The organism is Undibacterium sp. Di27W (assembly GCF_049340345.1).
Taxonomy (GTDB): domain Bacteria; phylum Pseudomonadota; class Gammaproteobacteria; order Burkholderiales; family Burkholderiaceae_D; genus Undibacterium.
The window spans coordinates 351,757-372,149 of record NZ_JBMPOS010000003.1; the positions used below are offsets into that span (position 1 = coordinate 351,757).

General features: G+C 51.5%; 12 protein-coding genes. 5 read left to right on the plus strand and 7 right to left on the minus strand.

Features of this window, described 5'->3' with window-relative positions; translation table 11 throughout:
- Positions 1–157: 157 nt before the first annotated feature.
- From ACO0LF_RS09335 to ACO0LF_RS09345, 3 genes are all read right to left on the minus strand, one after another.
- Positions 158–2,002, minus strand: coding sequence for a M48 family metalloprotease (locus tag ACO0LF_RS09335; RefSeq protein ID WP_423013830.1), 1,845 nt, complete (start codon positions 2,000–2,002; stop codon positions 158–160).
- Between the two features lie 424 nt (positions 2,003–2,426).
- A complete protein-coding gene (locus ACO0LF_RS09340; protein WP_423013831.1) occupies positions 2,427–3,992 on the minus strand; it encodes a hypothetical protein in 1,566 nt (521 codons plus the stop codon).
- Entirely contained in the window at positions 3,989–4,858 is an 870-nt protein-coding gene (locus tag ACO0LF_RS09345; protein ID WP_423013832.1) for an ABC transporter ATP-binding protein, read from the minus strand. The genes ACO0LF_RS09340 and ACO0LF_RS09345 overlap by 4 nt, the downstream gene beginning before the upstream one ends.
- Before the next feature lie 220 nt (positions 4,859–5,078).
- On the opposite strand from ACO0LF_RS09345, the gene ACO0LF_RS09350 reads away from it, so the two are divergent.
- Complete coding sequence (locus tag ACO0LF_RS09350) at positions 5,079–5,213, plus strand: hypothetical protein (protein ID WP_281275181.1); 135 nt, start codon at positions 5,079–5,081, stop codon at positions 5,211–5,213.
- A gap of 120 nt (positions 5,214–5,333) precedes the next feature.
- Here ACO0LF_RS09350 and ACO0LF_RS09355 read toward each other — a convergent pair whose 3' ends face one another.
- The 4 genes from ACO0LF_RS09355 to ACO0LF_RS09370 form a co-directional block, all read right to left on the minus strand.
- On the minus strand, positions 5,334–14,972 hold the full coding sequence (locus tag ACO0LF_RS09355; protein ID WP_423013833.1) for a DUF4347 domain-containing protein: 9,639 nt from the start codon (positions 14,970–14,972) through the stop codon (positions 5,334–5,336).
- A complete protein-coding gene (locus ACO0LF_RS09360) occupies positions 14,969–15,817 on the minus strand; it encodes a sulfotransferase family protein (protein WP_422953523.1) in 849 nt (282 codons plus the stop codon). The genes ACO0LF_RS09355 and ACO0LF_RS09360 overlap by 4 nt, the downstream gene beginning before the upstream one ends.
- A 5-nt stretch (positions 15,818–15,822) precedes the next feature.
- On the minus strand, positions 15,823–16,383 hold the full coding sequence (cysC, locus tag ACO0LF_RS09365) for an adenylyl-sulfate kinase (protein WP_423013834.1): 561 nt from the start codon (positions 16,381–16,383) through the stop codon (positions 15,823–15,825).
- A gap of 328 nt (positions 16,384–16,711) precedes the next feature.
- Positions 16,712–17,041 carry a DUF6916 family protein gene (locus tag ACO0LF_RS09370; protein WP_423013835.1) on the minus strand — a complete coding sequence of 110 codons (330 nt, stop codon included), beginning with the start codon at positions 17,039–17,041 and terminating at the stop codon, positions 16,712–16,714.
- An 89-nt stretch (positions 17,042–17,130) separates the two neighbouring features.
- On the opposite strand from ACO0LF_RS09370, the gene ACO0LF_RS09375 reads away from it, so the two are divergent.
- The 4 genes from ACO0LF_RS09375 to ACO0LF_RS09390 all read left to right on the plus strand — a co-directional run bounded on the left by ACO0LF_RS09375 (position 17,131) and on the right by ACO0LF_RS09390 (position 20,350).
- On the plus strand, positions 17,131–17,703 hold the full coding sequence (locus ACO0LF_RS09375; RefSeq protein WP_423013836.1) for a GNAT family N-acetyltransferase: 573 nt from the start codon (positions 17,131–17,133) through the stop codon (positions 17,701–17,703).
- Positions 17,690–18,412 carry an aspartyl/asparaginyl beta-hydroxylase domain-containing protein gene (locus tag ACO0LF_RS09380; protein WP_423013837.1) on the plus strand — a complete coding sequence of 241 codons (723 nt, stop codon included), beginning with the start codon at positions 17,690–17,692 and terminating at the stop codon, positions 18,410–18,412. Before ACO0LF_RS09375 ends, ACO0LF_RS09380 begins: the two co-directional genes overlap by 14 nt.
- Before the next feature lie 11 nt (positions 18,413–18,423).
- Positions 18,424–19,464 (plus strand): sulfotransferase, encoded by a 1,041-nt coding sequence (locus ACO0LF_RS09385; RefSeq protein ID WP_423013898.1) that lies wholly within the window; start codon positions 18,424–18,426, stop codon positions 19,462–19,464.
- A 202-nt stretch (positions 19,465–19,666) separates the two neighbouring features.
- Complete coding sequence (locus ACO0LF_RS09390) at positions 19,667–20,350, plus strand: phage tail protein (RefSeq protein ID WP_423013838.1); 684 nt, start codon at positions 19,667–19,669, stop codon at positions 20,348–20,350.
- Positions 20,351–20,393 lie beyond the last annotated feature (43 nt).

The following is a 20,393-nucleotide window of genomic DNA, read 5'->3' on the forward strand; positions in this document are numbered from 1 at the left end:
GTGCCAGTTTTAAGTCATTGATTTATATGGATATTTAAATTGGCTCCATTGTCCGTTTTGTCCGTACGACTGTCCGTACAGCGGTCCGTACGATATGCGTAAAAAAAAAATCCCGCCTGATTCAAGGCGGGATTTTTCTGGTGCAAGTACGGGAATTTTATGACGAGGCTTGCTGGTGGCGCATGACTTGATGCCTGTGCCAGTAATGGCCTGAGACATTCTTGAATTCTTCGCGTACCTTTTTGATACCTGGCAGTTTGACCTTGGTACTCTTGGCACCCAGCATGCCTTTCTCAGGATGCTTGATGGTCAAAGTATCCGACATCATGCCATCCTCGTACTCATAGGTCGTCACTCTATCCCAGGAGACAGGCTCAGTTTCATCCGGCAAGATCCAGCCCGCATAGGTGACCTGTATGGCTTTACCTTCCTTGAGAGAAAATTCCACAGGTGGGAAATAGCGCAATACCAGGGCTTGTTCTTCTTCATTGGCCGGTTCATAGCGATAGGCCAGACTATGTTCATGGGCTTGAGAAAAATCTTCTTCATAGCTGGCCCACAGCCGTGCTTCAATTTCATCGGCAGTTTGTATATCTGCTGCCCAGGTTTTCACTGGCACGCTGGTGACGATCGCCCCATAACCTGCTTCGGCAATGATATGGCCGACATTTTCCATACGCTCTGTCATCTTGGGATGGCTGTCATAGGGATGCGGCACACTCGCATGTTTCATGGTTGTCAGGAAATCAGAAGAACGGGCATAAGGGTGCAGGCCGGAAGCCACGAATTGCGCTATACCCAGGCTGGAACCCTGTTTTTCATTACGAGAAAATAACTGGTTTTCTATCTCGTTCCGGTAATTGGCATATGCTGCAATCTTGATCAGGGAGTGAGCGACTGCCGCCGGTGCGATGATTTTGGCTGCAATACGATCAGCCAGAAATTCCCGGTTGCGACTATTGCGCGCCGAGGCAATCTCAAAAATCATGCGGTACAGGCACATCAGATAAAACACCATAGGCACATGGGCGCTACGCATTTCAAAACAATATTGATCATATTGCGCCAGCTTGGGGCCGAGTGCTGCACTATTGGCAGTGTCGCCTCCACGGAAGTGCGCCAGTTCATGCGCCAGCACGGCATCGGCTTCTGACTGGCTGAGCAAACGCAATAACGGGATGCTGATGAACAGGCTGCGACCGCGCAAGCTCCTGCCACTGACATTCAAAGGCGATTCCGTTACAAAGAAATTGGCATCTATGCCTGCCACGATATTGTCTGGTGCCGCCGTTTTCAAGCGTGCTGCCAGATCACGTATGCGCTGCCACAAGCCAGGGGCCGCCTGTTCGGAAATTAATTCACCCTGGATTTGATGGTCATTCTTGACGCGTTTGAAAATGCTGGCGATCACATAAAAAACGGCAATCGCAACAAACACGACGGCGACACCTATCAGTTTGACAGAGTAGCGATTCATGAAATAAGCCGTAACCCAGAAGGATAGCCACATCAGCATGGCACCCTGGGAGATGGTATTAGCAGTGCAGCTGAATGTCAGCACCCGCCAGCCGGTGACAAAACTCAGGTATTGCGCCTTTTCATTCAAAAATGCCAGGGCACCCAGCAAGAATACGGTGAACAATAAGACGACGCCACCGGTGATGGTCCAGGCCGAGATTTTCCTGGCCATGATGAATTGCCAGTTATCCGAATAAGGCGCGCATACCCTGGCACGATAATCGTTTGCTTCCACAATGGTGTTGTCACAGATTTTGGACGGGGGGTACAGGCGGAAAAATTCTTGTTGCTGGAATTTTTCATCCGCTGTCAATTTAGCGTCACTGGAAATTTCCTGTGATACATAGGCGATGAATTTCTCATCCTGTTTGCTTTCCACATACTGCGCAAACCAGTAAGTGAATACTGGTACCAGGAACAACGCAAGCAGGCAATAAAGCAGTATTTTGGCTAAATCTTTTTTAAGGGTAAGTCCGGCAGACATATGCGTAATTTATCCTATTCATAACATGCGGAGGAAACGATGCTGATGAACAGGCCTGTATGACGGCAGGGGACTCAGCAGACTGGATTCCGGTAGATCTGGCAAGGCGACCAGATCGGGCCTACATCGTCAGATGCGAACTTAAATCCTGATGATGAAATAAGCTTCAGCAAAAGTATAGGGAGATACTTTTGCTAAAACAATCAAACTAAAGTCTGCTTACAATTAATACAATTTGTGTTTTGCTGAGAAGAAATATAAGTGCAAGCGGGCACTTGCTGATCTTGTGCTTATTCACCGCTTGCCCCTGGCTACTCCTTACTTATCCCCAGCTTATCTACAGCTTATCTACAACTTACCCACAATAAACCCCTGGCTTGTCTACAGCTTGTCCACCGACTTATCAACAAGTAATAAACATACTTCATGCCGATAATTTCCGGTTGTACAGATAGCCCATCGTTAGTGCCACTATGCCCAGCATCAGGTGCCAGCTCATGGAATCGCTATTGGCCACGCCATTGAAGCCAAACACATCGATCATGGGTGCTCTGACTGCATTGATGGCCACATACAGACCAAACAGGAATAAGGATAAAAAAGTGCGCGGTGTTTTTGATAAGCGGCCCAATAAACATGCAAACGCACTCATACTGAATATGCCGATGATGAGGGCCAGTGCGCGCACTGGTTCATGTACAGACCAGCGCAAAGCGATGATGCCGGTCAGCAAGATCCCCAACAAGGCGGCGCTGGCAAACTGGCGCAGATAGCGTTGGCTGATACCGCCAGATAGTGTACCCGTCATTTCACCAGTGGCCGCCTGATGATCACGACTGGCGATGTCGCTCACCAGGATACCCCATATGGCGACAGCGATAGTCAATAGACCGGGCAAGCCGCCGTTGAGGCAAAATATAGCCAGCAAAGGCAAGACTAATAATGCCAGGCCAGTCATGGGATTGGTCGCCACAGTCAAGGCCAGATCCGCGCATATCTGACCAGCCAGGCCAGGCAAGGCTTGCGCTAAACGGAATAGTGGTTGTGCCAGTCTGGCAAAGGGACGTAGCAATTGATTCAGCAAGTGCAGCGGTGAGCGGCGCTTGCGTGTCTGGTTCACCTTGACACGATCCGGCGAAAAACGATGGAATAAGGCAATCGCTGGCAGCAATGGCAGCAATGCCAGAAGAGCACTGGCACAACGAATTGCCATTAACTGCCCTGACCACATGATATCTGGCAACAGTATGGGGGGGATGGCAGCATTGAAAGTGGCGATACCCAGGGAAAAATTGGTAGTCGCCATTTGTATTTTCAGATTGGCCATGGAGGTGGCTGAACCGATGAAATCGATGTACATGTAAGGATTGATCTGGCCAGCGATGCCCATCTCCACCTTATCCAGTAAGGCAATTTGCCCTGTCCAGATAAAAAAGAAAATAACGTCACCAAGTTTGCCCATCAGGGGCGAAAAACTGTCAAACAAAATTGCGCAGCCAGCGGCAAAAAATATCATGGGCAATAACAGGGCTACATAGGTCTGGAAATAGACTGACAGTTGTATAGGGCCTTCGCCGCGTAGCAAATGACAGACCAGCATGGCTCCCAGGAATGCCAGGACAAGAGCCAGTAAATACGCGACGCCACCCAGCCAGCGGCCGAACAGAAAAATGCCATTTCCTATTTGTGAAGCCGCAATGACACCGCCGCAACCGCTACGCATATCTTCTGCAATGCGACCACGTACCAGATAAAAACCGGCCAGGCCAAACAACAGGCTGGCCAGTGCTGCGCTGCCATAAGCCAGGGTAGAGCTGGTATATAACACCCGGGCATGATTGATCGCCATCAAAGTTGTGCCTGATTGCGGATCAGGAATCATGAGCCAGGCCAGGGCAATCACACTCAGCACTGCTACTACACTACTCAGCCTGCGCAGACGCAGGCGGGCTTCATTTACTATTAGTGAGCTTAATAGGGCGGCGTTCATGCTGCAAGCTCCTGCACTGCATAACGTTGTGCCATCAGGGCTTCTTCCAGGCTGGGGGCCGCATGCCGGGCACCGGCACAGGGCTGATGTGGGTGAGCTATGCGCAAGCTCATTTGATTACCCTGTTTTTGGGTTTGCAAGACATGGACTTTATTGCGCAAGGCATCGTATTCATGGCTGGCGACTTCTGCGGTCCAGATCTGGCCATGTGCCTGGGCCAGGATTTCATCGGGACTGGCATAGGCGATCAATTTTCCCTGGCGCATGATGGCCAATTGACTGGCTATGCTTTCTACGTCAGAGACGATATGGGTAGACATGATGACCAGTTTTTTAAAGCCCAGTTCACTGAGCAGATGACGAAAGCGCAGGCGTTCTTCCGGATCCAATCCTGCCGTGGGTTCGTCGACGATGAGAATGTCAGGGTCGTTTAGCAAAGCCTGGGCTATGCCCAGCCGTCGCCGCATACCACCCGAGAATGTTGATGCCTGGCGCTTGGCCTGGTCATGCAAATTCACCATCTCCAGTAAATGCCTGATACGGGCAGGATCACGCACACCCTTGAGCGCAGCAAAGTATTGCATGAATTCCAGTGCAGTCAGGTTGGGATAAATACCAAAATCCTGAGGCAGGAAGCCCAGTCGCTGGCGTATGGCCTGCGGTTTTTTGACGATGTCCTGGCCCTGGAAAAGTATGCTGCCGCTAGTGGGGCGTGTCAGCGTCGCCACCATTTGCATCAGCGTGGTTTTGCCCGCGCCATTATGGCCTATCAGGCCAAGCACACCAGGGCCAAGATGGAGTGACAAGTTATCTACTGCAGTCAGCTTCTTGCCAAAGTTTTTTGTGACATTGCGAATTTCCAGCATCTTGTCCCCCTGTTTTTATCGATAGATCGGATATGTTTGAGTGGGGAAACTGTAAAGAAAATCGCCAGGGTTTGCCCTGGCAATGAGACAGATTGCGGAAATCGCGGTATGAAACGGCGAGCGGAGTGCCTTGATTATATTTTTTGTAAAATGGTTAATGGCTGACGATGAGCCTATACTGACTTGTCACCAAGGCCTTGGTGTTCCCGGGAGTAAGATCATGAGTAAAGTTCAGCAAAGTAACAAAGAAACCAAGAAGCAGGCGGCCAGTACGCCTAAAGAAAAGAAAGCTGCCAAACAAGCCAAGAAGGAGGCTGGAACCGTTGTTCCCTGGACTCAGCGTACTGGCGGCTAAGTTGACTGCTGCCTTAGACTGTTACCAGGGAAATTTAGCCTGGTAGAGGGTGAAATATAGATAGATATGCGGAGCCCCCTGTTCAAGAGAGCTCCGCACACCACAAATTCCCCCGACAAATTACCCAGCCATAAACCTGGCCAGATACTCAGGCGAATTAATAAACTGCCCAATCAGCGTCACCACATCCGTGCCCGACTGCGCCAGCAAATGATCAAAGGTCGCTTGATCCGGCGCATGCCCCAGCAGGCCGATGTAATCCAGCGTCAATGCCACTTTGGATTGAGAATTGGCCTTGAACTCGACCGATTCGGTAAAGCCTGCCAGCACATCGCCACGACTCAAACCATTGCCCAGTTGCCCCAGCCAGTAATCCTTGCCTGCGGTATCAGAAGCCCGGTGCAGCACATTCTGGTAGACCCGTTCCACAAAGGCCGTATTGTCCAATGCGCCATAGGTCTTCTGGAACTCAGTGCTGGCGACGAAGGACGCGCTGATCTTGCTGAGATTCATCCCATCCTTTTGCGCCTGCATCCAGTAAGCCAGGCCATCACGGTCAGGCAGGCGATCAAAGGCCCCAAAGTACAGGCGTGTGATGCCGCCTATGCTTCCCTGGAATTCTGACGATTCCATGAACGACGCTGCCACCTGGGCACGGCTCATCTTGCCGGTATCGATCTGCCCTTGCCAGTATTGCAAACCTGCGGTATCTGCCTCGCGGAACAAGACATCACGGTACAACTGCATGGCAAACAAATCAGAGCGGTGCAATACATCATTGTCTTTCAGGTCCGGTTTGGTGCCTACCCTGATTTCGACGGCATCCGGGATACCATCGCCATCCTTGTCACCGGGCAAAGAGGTATTCGGATTGGTGGGAATGGTGGTTTTAAAGCCCAGGCCACCGCTGATGAGGACTTTGCCATCCACTTTGCCATCGGCATCAAACAAGCCACCGTCGGTGATTTTGAAGTCCACCTTCAGCTTGCCATTCGTATTGGTAATATTGGTGGCGATATTTGTCCAGGTCCCCGCCTTGTCTTGTACCCAGTAGCCATTCACAGGCGTTAATGCATCGGTGTACAGCGACAGCGTGGTTTCCTGACCAGCGGCCAGGCCTTCCAGTTGAGCGGTGAGGATGCCATAAGGCAAGCTCAGCTCTGCTGGCAGATTCGCCGGGGCAGTCATGGTCGAAGTTTTGGTTTGTGCCAGGAAGTTATTATTGGCCAGGGTCACATAATGCAGGTTGGCCGCCGTATTACTATTCCACATCAGCGAAGTGACGTCTTTTTGTGACTGATCTTGGATGCCGTCGCCATTCCCGTCACCATTACCACCGCCCAGCAGATTGGGCACTTCTGCTTCTGTCTGCTGGCTGATGCCATCGCCATCCACATCGGTATTACCGGTGTTGGGATTGTCTGGTGGCGTGGTAATGCTAAAGGACTGCGAGAGGGTAGGACCGCTATTGCCCGCCAGGTCAACTACCCTGACTTTGAGGGTATTGCCGCCCGCCAGTATCTGGTTAGACAAGCTCCAGCTGGTACTACCAATGGCCGTGACGGTATTGACCCAGCTTGCGCCATTGTCGAGCGAGACTTGCACTGTTTCACCAGCCAGCAAGCCCGCACTCAAACTACCAGTGATGGTTTGCAGATTGATGGTGGTGACAAAGTCTGTCCCACTGACACCATCATCATTGGAGAACTTGAGGTTGCCGATGGCGGTGGTCGGTGCGGTATGGTCAACCTGGTACAACTGCCCAGTAAAGCCACCATTGAGTGGCAGGCTGGAGGTGTCGACGATGCCAGTGCCACTGCCCTTGAGATTGAGACCCAGGCTGCCATCGCCTGTCAAACCAGTGATCTTGACACTATACGTCGAGGGGTCCAGCTGGATGATGCTGCTGATGGTACCTGCTGCCGTGCCGGTACCTGCCAGTTCAAAGGCGCCTGTGGTGACACCGGTGACAGCTTCGCTGAAGGTGACTTTGTACTCTATCGTGCCCAGGCTGGTGTTTTCATTCTGGATACGGGTAATGCCGGTGGCGGTAGGTGCCACATTGTCGCTGACAGCAATGACCAGGCTTTTGTCATAGGCGGAGCCTGCGGCATCAATGGCACGCACCAAAACAGTGTAGTTGCCCGGTGTCATGCTCAGGGGGTTCTTGGCCACCAGGCTGTTGCCACTGATGCTGAACCTGGCATTGTCTTTGTCATTGGCGCCATTGCCGCTCACCAGGCTGAAGCTGGCCGTGTCACCCGGGTTGGGGTCGGTCGCGCTCAGGGTGCCAACGCTGGTATTGGCGGCAGAACCTTGTTGTATCGTGGCATTCGAGAGGCTGATGTTGGTCGGTGCGGCATTGATGCCGGTGGCAATGACGGTGGTGGTGTTGTTGAGGACGGCAGAGGCAATACCGTCATTGGCGCTGATGGTGAAGGTGGTGGTTTCGGTCGCCCCCACCGCTACCCTGCCTGCCGCTGGCTGGAAGACCAGGCCACGAATGGCGGCCTGGACTGCTGCAGGCGTACCTGCTGCATGGGTGTAGGTCAAACCACCATCGGCAGTCGAGAAGCCTGTGGCTGCCAGGGAAGCTGCGGTGAAAGCGCCTTTGGCTGCCAGGTCGGGGCTGATGATGATGGTTTCACTGGCACCGACGTCAGGGTCGGTGATGGTGACGCCGCTGAAAGGAGATACGGTGGTGGTTTCTGTCACAGTCTGGCCTGCGACGACACCGCCTATCGTCGGGGCGACGTTGTTGCCGGTGACGGTTATGCCATTGCCAAACAGGTCGGCGATGGTGACGCCAACATCAGCACCGGTATTCCAGTCTTCCAGCATGCCGAGGTTATAGGTGGTGGTATCCGTGGACGAAGTCCCATCCTTGTTCATCCTCAGGGCCAGGGCCGCCTTGTCGGTGGCGCTCATGGTGATGGTGAAGCTGGTGTTGGACGTGATATCGACGTTGGAAGTATCAGTCAGGGTGTAGTTGAATGCGCCTTGACCCAGCAAACGGATACGGTTGGCAGTGATGTCATTGGCCGCACCCGTCAGTGTCAGGAAGTTGCTGCCTGTGACGACCAGCACACCAGTGGCAACGTTGTAAGTCGCCGATGTGACGGTAGGTGCCACCACGTTGGCAACAGTAATGCCATTGCCGGTCAGGTCGGCAATGACAACCGCTGCATCAGCCCCGGCATTCCAGTCTTCGGCGGCAATCAGGTTATAGGTATTGACACTGGTGGAGCTGGTGCCATTCTTGTTCATGATGAGGTTGGCACCCAGGCGGTCTGCCGCACTGAGGGTCAGGGTGAACGAGGTGGCAGAGGTGATCTCGACATTGGCGGTAGTGGTCAGGGTATAGCTGGCACCACCTTCACCTTGCAGGCTGAATTTGTTGGCGACGATGTCATTGGTGGCACCTGTCAGGCCTTTGAGGCCAGTACCGGTGACGACCAGCACGCCAGTGTTGGCATCATAGGTTGAGGAGGTGATGGTCGGGACCGGGATATTGCTGACGGTAATGGCGGACGTTGTTACCGCGATATTGCCACCGGTAATGGCGCTGTCCCAGTCATCGGCTGCAGCCAGGTTGTAAGTCGTGCCACCCGTGGATGTGGTGCCATTCTTGTTGAACAGGGCTTCAACAGCAGCCTGGTCTGCACCGGCCAGGGTGACTGCAAAGCTGGTGCCGCTGGTAATTTCAACATTGCCGGTCGTCGAGAGTGTACGCGTTGCTGCGCCTTCGCCGGTGATGGTCAGGGCAGTGACAGTAATATCATTGGTGGCACCGATGGTCTTGACCAGGCCAGTACCTGTGACAGTCAGGATGTGGGTGGTGATGTCATAGGTTGCCGACGTAATGGTCGGTGCAGCCACATTCGAGACGGTGACGGCATTGCCGGTCAGGTCGGCACTCGATGTGGTGGTGGCATCCCAGGATGCAGCAGCAGCGAGATTAAAGGTGGTGGTATCAGCCGCTGTGGTGCCGTTCTTGTTCAAGATGCCGTTGATGGCGAGCTTGTCGGCGGCACCTAGCGTAACGATGAAAGACGTGGCACTGGCGGCAGTTGGATTGCTGGTGGCAGCTGTCAGCGTGTAAGAACCGCCTTCGCCAGTGAAACTTAATTTGGTGACATCGATAGTATCGCCACCAACGATATTAACGGCGGACACACTCAAGATGCCAGTTGCAGCATCGTAGGTGGAACTGAGTATGCTAGGAGCCGCAAAGGAGACAGTGATGCCATTGCCAGTCAGATCCTGAATATTGCCGCCAGTGATGGCGCTGTTCCAGTCGTCGGCTGCAGCAAGATTATAGGTGGTAGAACTGCTGGCGGAGGAGGTGCCGTTCTTGTTGAGCAAGCTATCGACTGCGGCGATATCTGCACCGGCCAAAGTAAATGTAAAGCTGGTATCTGACGTAATTTCAACATTGCCTGTAGTGCTTAATGTGCGTGTAGCCCCACCTTCACCTGTAATCGTCAGTTTGGAAATGGTAATGTCGTTGGTAGCACCTATGGTTTGCACCAGGTTGGTACCTGTGATGATGAAGGCATGGGTGGTGCCGTTATAAGTTGCGGACGTAATGGTTGGTGCTGTGACATTGGAGACAGTGACGGCATTGCCGGTCAGGTCTGCGTTGGAAGTTCGGGTCTGGTCCCAGGAAGCAGCAGCGGCCAGGTTAAACGTCGTGGTGTCAACTGCAGCGGTGCCGTTGTTGTTTAAAATACCGTTGATGGCGAGTTTGTCGGCAGCACCTAGCGTGACGATGAAAGACGTGGCACTGGCGGCAGTTGGATTGCTGGTGGCAGCTGTCAGCGTGTAAGAACCGCCTTCGCCAGTGAAACTTAATTTGGTGACATCAATGACGTCGTTAGTGGCAATGTTGACGGCAGACACACTCAGGATACCGGTTGCAGCATCGTAGGTGGAACTGAGTATACTAGGAGCCGCAAAGGAGACAGTGATGCCATTGCCAGTCAGGTCAGCGATATTGCCACCAGTGATGGCGCTGTTCCAGTCGTCGGCAGCAGCAAGGTTATAAGTGGTGGAGCTGCTGGCGGAGGATGTGCCATTCTTGTTGAGCAAGCTATCGACAGCGGCAATATCTGCACCGGCCAGGGTAAAGGTAAAGCTGGTGTCTGACGTGATTTCAACATTGCCGGTGGTGGACAATGTACGTGTTGCACCACCTTCACCAGTAATCGTCAGTTTGGAAATCGTCAAGTCATTGGTCGCGCCTATGGTTTTGACCAGATTGGTGCCAGTGACTATGAATACGTGGCTAGTACCATCGTAAGTAGCTGATGTAATCGTTGGTGCTGCGACATTCGAGACGGTAACGCCGTTACCTGTCAGGTCAGCACCAGAAGTTCTGGTCTGGTCCCAGGAAGCGGCAGCGGCCAGGTTAAACGTCGTAGTATCAACTGCAGATGTACCATTTTTGTTCAGAATGCCATTGATGGCGAGCTTGTCGACAGCACCCAGCGTGACGATGAAAGAATTGGCACTTGCGGCAGTTGGGTTACTGGTATCAACGGTCAGCGTGTAAGACCCGCCTTCGCCAGTCACAGTTAATTTGGTGACGTCGATGACGTCGTTGTTGGCAATGTTGACGGCGGACACACTCAGGATCCCGGTTGCAGCATCATAGGTAGAACTCAGGATACTTGGTGCTGCAAAGGAGACATTGATGCCATTGCCGCTCAGGTCAGCGATGTTGCCGCCGGTGATGGCGCTGTTCCAGTCGTCGGCTGCGGCAATGTTATAAGTGGTGGAACTACTGGCGGAGGATAGGCCATTCTTGTTAAGCAAGTTATCGACAGCGGCAATATCTGCACCGGCCAGGGTGAAGATGAAGCTGGTGTCGGACGCGATTTCAACATTGCCAGTGGTGCTCAAAGTGCGCGTGGCCCCGCCTTCACCGGTAATCGTCAGTTTGGAAATGGTAATGTCGTTGGTGGCACCTATGGTTTGTACCAGATTGGTACCTGTGATGACGAAAGCATGCGTGGTGCCGTTATAAGTCGCAGACGTGATGGTTGGGGCTGTGACGTTGCCGACCGTGACGCCATTGCCAGTCAGATCTGCTGGTGTAGTGACTGTCGTGTCCCAGCTTGCTGCTGCTGCCAGGTTAAATGTCGTCGTATCAACGGCTATAGTGCCATTATTATTCAGCACACCATTGACAGCCATTTTGTCTGCAGCGCTCAGAGTGACTGAGAATGCAGTCGCACTGGTCGCAGTGACATTGGCCGTGGTCAGAGTATATGAACCCGCCTGACCAGTCAGGGACAGTTTGGAAACATCAATGGTATCGCCACTGGCGAGATTGGTACCAGTGACAGACAGAATACCCGTGCTGGCATCATAAGTGGCTGAGGTGATGGTCGGAGATACGACATTCGATACGGTAATGCCATTGCCTGTCAGGTCAGCGATATTGAGCGTCGCATCAGCACCATTGGCCCAGTCATCTGCTGCAGCGAGGTTGTAGGTGGTGCCGCCTACCGATTGCGTGCCATTGTTATTGAGCAGAGTGCGCAAACCCAGTTTATCGGTCGCAGACAGTGTCAATGTAAAGCTGGTATCAGAACTGATTTCTACATTAGGTGTATCGGTCAGGGTATATGTGCTGCCACCTTGTCCTGTCAGCGTAAATTTGTTGGCAATAATATCGTTGGTGGCACCAGCGCGATGGGTAAAGCCCGTGCCTGTGACCACCAGATTGCCGGTGCTGGCATCATAAGTGGCTGAGGTGACGGTAGGTGCCGCGACCGTGGCAGTAATGCCATTGCCAGTCAGGTCGGCAATGACAACCGCTGCATCTGCGCCTGCTGCCCAGTCTTCTGCTGCAGCGACGTTGTAGGTAGTACCACCGGTGGAACTGGTGCCGTTTTTGTTGACGATCTGGTTGATACCTGACTTGTCAGTGGCGCTCAGTACCAGTGAAAAGCTGGTAGCCGATGTGATCTCTGCATTTGCCGTGTCCGTCAGGGTATAGGTGGCACCGCCCTCACCAGTCAGTGTGAATTTATTGGCGACGATGTCATTCGCTGCACCGTTCAGTATAGTCAAGCCTGTGCCGGTAACGACCAGAACACCAGTACTGGAGTTATAGGTTGCCGAAGTGATGGTAGGGACGGCAGCATTGGATACCGTCACAGCATTCGTCAAATCCTGGATATTTCCACCAGTGATGGGGCCGTCCCAGTCATCTGCAGCTGAGAGATTGTAAGTCGTGCCACCAGTAGAACTGGCGCCGTTCTTGTTGAAGAGGATATTGACGGCATCAATATCTGCACCAGCCAGGGTGAAAATGAACGTCGTGTCATTCGTGATTTCTACATTGCTGGTAGTAGAAATCGTGCGGGTGACGCCACCTTCACCGGTAATGGTCAGTTTATTGATGGTGATATCGTTGGTGGCACCTACTGTCTTGACCAGGCCAGTGCCTGTGACGGTGAATATACCGGTGCTTGCATCATAAGCTGCTGAAGTGATGGTCGGTGCAGTGACATTCGAGACGGTGACGCCATTGCCAGTCAGATCGGCAGCAGCAGAAGCAGTGACATCCCAGTTAGCGGCAGCTGCCAGGTTAAAGGTCGTCGTACTTGCTGCAGTCGTGCCATTCTTATTCAGCAGGCCATTCACGTTCAATTTGTCGGCCGCACCCAGCGTGACAGAAAAACCGTTGACGCTGCCAGCAGTGACGTTGGCAGTGGCATTGGTCAAGGTATATGAGCCGCCTGCTTCACCTGTCAATGACAATTTACTGACATCTATCGTGCCGCCATTGGTGATATTGGCACCGGTGACAGTGAGAAGGCCAGTGCTGGCATCGTAAGTGGCACTCGTGATAAGCGGTGGCGCAAAGGATACAGAGATGGCGTTAGTCGCGTCAGAAATGTCACCACCGGTGATGGCGCTATTCCAGTCATCTGCTGCAGCCAGGTTGTAGGTAGTACCACCGCTGGAAATGCTGCCATTCTTATCGAGTAGTGCTCTGACTGCAGCAATATCAGCACCTGCCAGTGTGAGTGTGAAACTGGTAGCACTGTTGATTTCCACATTGCCAGTGGTAGAAAGCGTACGAGTAACACCGCCCTGACCCGTTATGGTCAGGGTAGAGACGGTGATATCGTTATTGGCACCGCTGACACTGACCAGATTGGTACCAGTGACGACAAATGTATTCGTAGTGTAATTATAGGTAGCCGAGGTAATCGTGGGTGCTGTCACGCTGGATACAGTCACGCCATTGCCGGTAGTATCGGCAGCAGCGCTTGCTGTTGAGTCCCAGCCAGCTGCGCCGGCAATGTTGAAAGTCGTGCCGCCAGCAGCGCTGGTACCATTTTTATTCAATAAACCATTGATTGCCAGTTTGTCAGTTGCACTTAGTGTCAGTGTGAACGCGGTGGCACTCGTGGCAGTGGTATTGGCGGTGTCGGTCAGCGTGTAAGTTGAACCACCTTCACCAGTCAATGTAAATTTATTGGCAACAATGGTGTCGCCAGTAACCATTGTTGAGCCTGTAACGGTCAGTACGCCGGTAGCTGCATTATAGACGGCGCTGTTGATAGAGGTAGGTGGTTGTATGTTGGCAAGAACAATGTCATCGAAACCAGCATAACGCACCTTGTTACCGTTCGAGGTCGCTGTCATGATAATTTTAGTAACGCCGGTCATGCCACTAAAATTGAGAGTCGTTGTCGTGCCGCTAGCGCCGGTAATTGACTTATTGTTTGTCGCAACCAGGGTATTGTTCGCGTTATAGCCTTTGAAGACAAAGTCCTGAGCAAGACTTTGGGTAATTAAAACGATAGAGCTTGCGTCAAACTGTTGGCCAGTTTGAAAAGAAAAAGTAATAGAAGTTTCGGTACCGGCATCGTAGTAATCGGTTGTGATGTAGCCGCCGGGGTCTCTGGAAATATCTTTTACTGTGCCGTCAATTTTGAATAAATAGGATGAATTATTGTTTACCTGATAGATGACGTCGTTCACGCCACTTGAAGCACCGCCTGCAACACCGCCTGCGCTCCCTGGAGCGTTGAAGTTTGCTGCGGTATTAAAATTCAGCGTTGCCGAAGCAATGTTCAGTACATTGTGATACAACGCCTGCAGTTGTGGATTCCCGACAGAGCTTGTTTCAATGCTGCCGCTGTTGACCTCAAGATTCCAGTTGGCATTAAATGGCTTACCACCGGTCAAGTCATTCGATGCCGCGATGTCCGCACCAGTGATGACGGCCAGTTGGTCGATGAAAGCTTTTCCCTGATTTGCCCCAATGTCACAGCCGTATAGAAGGATGTCGCCATCTTTGCTTAAAGAATCTCCAATGGTTTTCAGTTCTGCTGCATGGCTACTCAGGGTGGATTGATCAAGTATCAGCCCACCCAGATTGACCGAGGCTTCCTTGCCGTGAGAGATCAAATGCAAGGCATCGATATCTTTGCGACCAGCGAGAATGTCGGCCATTTGCGCAAGACCATCCTTGCTTGAATCAAGGATATGAACTTCCCGGCCATCGCCTATGCCTTTGAGCAGTGTATCTATGTCGCGCACATTGTCTTCGATAAAGACAATTTCTACGCGCCCCGATACGGGTGGGGCATAAGGTGCACTGGAATTGGAAGGTGCTGTCAGAATTGCCAGGGATGAAGCATCAAATTTCGGTGCTTCCTGTTGTGCAACCGTGCCAGTGTTAATGCTCAGAATATCGAAGTCAGTTTGTTTATTGATGATGGAGTTGTTCATGATTCGTTTTCTTTCACATTTAACTTGGGAGCAATGACGTTTGCTGCACTACCGCTGGGGTCAGACCAGAAAGTCAGTTTCGAGTATTTGTCAAATAAATCGGGGGGGATGATAGTGCGTCGTTCAGTAAATTCAACTTTGGGCTTTACCTTGTGCAAGCCTGATGCACCCAGTTGCAAGTCAAAATCCGGAGCGTCGTATTCCAGGGTTTCAAAGTCATGCTGGAAATAAGGTTCATTAATAAACTGGTATAGCAGTTGCATGACTTTTTCTGGCGCCTGTGCCAGCAAATCATAGTCAATCACCAGCAGGGATTTTGCATGTTCACCATAAAATGCTTCGCGCAAACCTGCCCAGGAATAACCAACCATCTGATCATGCTGTGTCAGACCTTCGCAACGCTGGTACACGGTAGTACGTGACATGCTGCTGCCAAACAGTTTGCTGTTTTCATAGGGATTGTTGCGGAATTGACGCTCTATGCTATCCATGACCCAGGCCACATTGCGTACGCAGGCAATCATTTTGGAATTCGGGAACAAGTCCTTCAGCAGTGGCAGCTTGGTGCTCCACATGCGGTTGGTATCAAAGATGACTTCCTTGTCCAGCTCATTCTTGTAATAGGAATCGAAAAGACCGCGCATGAGGTCTTTTCTTTGCGTCTGATTCACCAGGCTGGATACTTCACTCCCGGCGCTCACTTGTGTCAGTACCGCATTGACCAGCGCACCTACGGCGCTGCTCATGCCCGCCTGAAAGCGCGGATTTTGACGCAGAATAGCTGCCAGCAAGGTCGAACCCGAGCGAGGCAGTCCAGAGATGAAGTGGTATTTTGCTTGTTCCATGAATTTCAAATTTTTAAAAATGCGGCAAGTTGGCTGATTGCTGTAGCTATCTGAACCTGATCAGTATCTATTACGCATTCCGCAGACGTGGGCGCCTCATAAGGCGCGGAAATACCTGTCAGTTGCAGTGTTGGATTTTGTTTTGCCTTTGCATACCAGCCCTTGGGGTCGCGTTGCTGGCAGATATGTAAAGGGGTGGAGATATAGGTTTCGACAAATTTGTCGTGACCAATGATGCCGCGTGCTAAAGCGCGCCCGCGCATACTGGGGGAGACGAGAGCGACGATGGCAGAAATACCGTTCTGGTTGAGCAGGCGGGCCATTTCTGCTGTCCTGCGGCCTTGCTCTTCACGGTCCGCCAGACTGAAACCCAGATCCTTGGATAAACCCTGCCTGATTTCATCACCATCCAGCACACAGACTGGGACAGACAGTTCGCGCAGATGCTGCGCCAGGCTTTGCGCAAGTGTTGTTTTCCCCGCGCCGGGCAGGCCACTGAGCCACCAGGTTTTGACTTTGTTTGCAGCAGGTTCTGTACTGCTCTCTATTTTCTTACTTCCAGGCATCTGCACACCACCGATAAGCTAAAGAAATCGGGACTAAGCAGAAACCCGATACGAAACAAATCAGAAATCAGCAAGGGCTGTTTTATTGTGCTATAGCAAGCTCACATATGCTGCCAGTCAGTTTGGTATGCCAATATTTCTGACGTGCAATCTATCTTGATTATTCATGAAGATAAATTGTTAAGTGTTAAAAAGCTAACTGCGATATTAACATTGAAAACTTTTTTTGCGTGCAAATGTAACAAAAAAACTGCTAATTAAATAAGCAATATCAATGAAAAATTTGAATGTCACGCAAACAAGCTCAGAAATCTTGGTGTGAGGGAAATTAATTGAAGAAGACTTGGTAGTACAGGCAGGTGCTGCCGTCTTCATGTGGGCGTTGATATTGCCCCTTGGCATGGTCTGCCAGCGTGGGGGCGATGGTCCAGACCTGTTTCCCCAAAGAAGGGTGCTCGATGAAATAATTATCCTGGGCCAGGGGCTGCCTGGAGGATCCAGCAAAAATGAGCAGTAAAGGTGTGCGGAAACTCTCAGGCACGCCACGGCGTGGGCGCTCTTCCGCCTCTACCAGTTCCAGATGCATGATGCCATTCGAGGTTTCGATTTGAAACTTGTTGCCGATGAGAGGGTGTACTTGTTCTAGGCTAATGGACATAGTCAATGTTGTGAAAAGTTTCACTTGCAAGAAAACACAAGCATAGGCAGGATGATATGCATGTTATTTTAACCAGCTTGGGAGTGCTTGTGTACAAATTACCTGCTGCGCTTGCGTTGCGTAAAGTACTGGACCTTGACCAGGCTTTCCTGGATGCCCTGTATGCCAGTCGCCGTGAGGATTTACGGCAAATGCCTATGGATGCGGCTTTCATCGCCCAAATGATCAAAATGCAACAACATGTGCAAATGGAAGGGGTCAGGATGAACTATCCTGATGCCGGGCATTATCTGGTGGAGGATGCTGGCCTGGCGGTCGGGCGTGTCATTATTGATACAGGTGAGGCGGATTTGCGTCTGTTGGATATCGCGATTATCCCATCTGCACAGCGTCAGGGGATTGCGCGGGCCATCTTGCAGGCGATGCAGGCAGAAGCGCAAGAACAAGGCAAAGGTATACGTCTGGCGGTAGAGCAAACCAATTTTGCTGCCCGTGGCTTGTATATGCAACTGGGTTTTACTGTGCAGAGTACAGATGCCTTGTTTGATCAAATGTACTGGCACGATCATGCGCAGACTGAGCTGCGTAGCAATATCCTGCGGGCAGTCATGCTCTCCAGAGTCAATGTCAGCCATAGCGGACAGGCCGATGCCAGCAATTAGCCGTTATTTCAAGCTGCCATACTCTTTTGATTTGCCACGCCTGCGTGCAGAGCTGCGGCAATTAGAAGCCTCTGTATGGATACGACATTTCAATACCAGTGCCTATGTGAATGACTGGTCCTGCCTGCCGCTGCGTGCTGTTGATGGCCGTATCGATCACATCATGCCTGTCAATGAAGGCAATTTTCAAGATACGGTGCTGATGCAGAGTTGCCCTTATCTCAGGGAAGTGGTGGATTTTTTCCCATGTGAAAAAACTTCTGTGCGCCTGATGTCGCTGCAAGCAGGTGGCATCATCAAGGAACACAGGGATGACGGTACTTCTCTGGAGGATGGGATTACCCGTCTGCATATTCCGATCACCACATCGCCCGAAGTGCTATTCAAAATCGATGGTGAAGAAGTCCATTTCACGGCGGGTGATACCTGGTATCTGAATGCCAGTTGCCTGCATGGCGTAGTCAATGCCAGTGCGCAGGCCAGGGTCCATCTGATGCTGGATTGTGTCAGCAATGTCTGGCTGGAACAGGTATTTCGCGATGCTGGCTGGGTCGCCAGGGCCAGGCCCAAATATGATGATCCGGCCATCCACGACGGCAATGTGGAGGAAGTGATCAGCATGTTGCGCGCATCTGGAGCAGGCGCAGGCTTGCAGATCGCCAGGCGTCTGGAAGCCATCATGCTGGGTCAGCTAGTGCCTGGGGAATAAGCGTGTCATTGATGACTGGTCAGCCAGGCTTCGCCGCGGAAGAAAGAGCTTTGCAGCGAGCTCAGCATATCGATGCCCGGCATTTGCCTTCCATGCTGGGCTGGTTTCCGGTAGCAATCAGTGCAGAACAGGCGAGTGTATGCTGGCGTCATCTTGGTGAGATCAGGTTTATTGAGTCTTTTTTTCTCGATACTCTGAATCAGCAAAGCCGTGAACAAAGGCAGTTGTGCCTGACACCGCTGGTCAGTTTGAGTGAGCAGTTAGCCGGTATGCCATGCGTGGCGCCTACGGCTTTTATCTTCCACGTCTCGCGTTGTGGTTCTACCCTGTTGACGCAAATGCTGGCATCACTGCCGCAATGCATGGTCATGTCTGAGCCGCCAGTCATGGACGCTTTTTTTCGCTACTACCATGCGCATCCTGACATGCCGGATGCGATTGCGACTTTCAGGCATTTAATCAGCGCGCTCGGGCAACAGCGTCATCAGGAAGAAAGTCATTTTTTTATTAAATTTGATAGCTGGCATCTAGCCTGGCTGCCTTTTGTGCGCGAGGCTTATCCCGATATACCCATCATCTTTTTATACCGTGAACCGCAAGCCGTACTGGCTTCCCATCAGCGCCAGCGTGGGCCGCAGATGATACCCGGTTTATTGAATACCACCCGCCTGCAAGCGACAAACTTGCCTGCCTCAGCCGCAGATTTTAATGCTTATACAGCAAGCATATTGGCCTGCATGCTGGAGGCTGGTTTTGAGCATACGATATCTGCACGCCTGATTTTATTGAATTACAGCCAGTTACCGGATGTTTTATGGAATGAGTTGTTAGCGCTGTTTCAACTGGATTGCAATGCGCAAGAATTATTGACGCTGAAAGCACGCTCGGCCTTGCATTCCAAGCACAGGCATCTGGGTTTTAGTGGTGACCCTGAATTGAAGTCCAGGGAGATGGGGGGAGCAGAACTACCCAGCCTGCAATATTGCGATCAAATTTATGCTCAATTAGAGAGTTTAAGGCTAAAAGTTAAAATTTGTAAAGTTGCACAATGATGCAAAAATTGCAGTGTTATTTCCATATAACAGTTGTAGAATTGGTTTGCTTTTTTTGAAATTGCTTGTTTTTTTGCATATGAAAGCCATTGATGAAAGCTCTGAATTCGAACCGCAATGGAGGCTTGAATGCAGAATAGACTAGATAGCACCATCCTTATTTAAACGATAACTTGAATTGGAGTATGCAATGGATGCATTCATGGGTACCATATTGGCTGTAGGCTTTAACTATCCTCCACGTGGCTGGCTGTTCTGCAATGGGCAGACTGTCTCTATTGCACAAAACTCAGCCATGTTTGCCTTGCTGGGCACCATGTATGGTGGCGATGGCCAGGCTACTTTTGGCATCCCTGACTTGCGTGGCCGTGTAGTAGTTGGCTCCCAGGGTGCGGGCCCAGGTATTGCCAATGTCACGCAAGGTGAAAAAGCGGGTACGAATAACGTGACTGCTATTTCTACCGGTACTGGTAGTGTCACTTTGACAGTAGCGAACTTGCCAGCCCATACACATAGCGTAGCTGTTAATGGTTCTGCCTTTACTACCGCATCGGTCATGAATGCGACCAGCAGCGGCCCAGCATCGCCAGCGTCATCAGGAACGGCACCATCTTCCAATGCCATACTGTGCAATTCTGGTGGTGGTGGTACTTCAGGTGCTGTTTATTTGCCAACAACTGGTGATGCGACTAACCTGGTTCCACTTAATCCCAAGAGTGTTGTAACTACAGTATCTGGCACAGTCAGTGTCACTTCTGGTTCTACAGGCACTGGCACAGCGACAGCATTCCCGGTGACTGTGTCATCAACTAATACCATCATGCAACCTTACCTGGGCTTGAACTACATCATCGCCATGGAAGGCATATTCCCATCCAGGAACTAAGTTTTACCTGCATAAAAAAATGGCGCCAGGATCAAGGGCGCCA

Bases quoted from the DNA above. Each gene is read 5' to 3' on its own strand.
- ACO0LF_RS09335 (WP_423013830.1), bottom strand. From the start codon at position 2,002: ATGTCTGCCGGACTTACCCTTAAAAAAGATTTAGCCAAAATACTGCTT.
- ACO0LF_RS09340 (WP_423013831.1), bottom strand. From the start codon at position 3,992: ATGAACGCCGCCCTATTAAGCTCACTAATAGTAAATGAAGCCCGCCTG.
- ACO0LF_RS09345 (WP_423013832.1), bottom strand. From the start codon at position 4,858: ATGCTGGAAATTCGCAATGTCACAAAAAACTTTGGCAAGAAGCTGACT.
- ACO0LF_RS09350 (WP_281275181.1), top strand. From the start codon at position 5,079: ATGAGTAAAGTTCAGCAAAGTAACAAAGAAACCAAGAAGCAGGCGGCC.
- ACO0LF_RS09355 (WP_423013833.1), bottom strand. From the start codon at position 14,972: ATGAACAACTCCATCATCAATAAACAAACTGACTTCGATATTCTGAGC.
- ACO0LF_RS09360 (WP_422953523.1), bottom strand. From the start codon at position 15,817: ATGGAACAAGCAAAATACCACTTCATCTCTGGACTGCCTCGCTCGGGT.
- cysC (WP_423013834.1), bottom strand. From the start codon at position 16,383: ATGCCTGGAAGTAAGAAAATAGAGAGCAGTACAGAACCTGCTGCAAAC.
- ACO0LF_RS09370 (WP_423013835.1), bottom strand. From the start codon at position 17,041: ATGTCCATTAGCCTAGAACAAGTACACCCTCTCATCGGCAACAAGTTT.
- ACO0LF_RS09380 (WP_423013837.1), top strand. From the start codon at position 17,690: ATGCCAGCAATTAGCCGTTATTTCAAGCTGCCATACTCTTTTGATTTG.
- ACO0LF_RS09385 (WP_423013898.1), top strand. From the start codon at position 18,424: ATGACTGGTCAGCCAGGCTTCGCCGCGGAAGAAAGAGCTTTGCAGCGA.
- ACO0LF_RS09390 (WP_423013838.1), top strand. From the start codon at position 19,667: ATGGGTACCATATTGGCTGTAGGCTTTAACTATCCTCCACGTGGCTGG.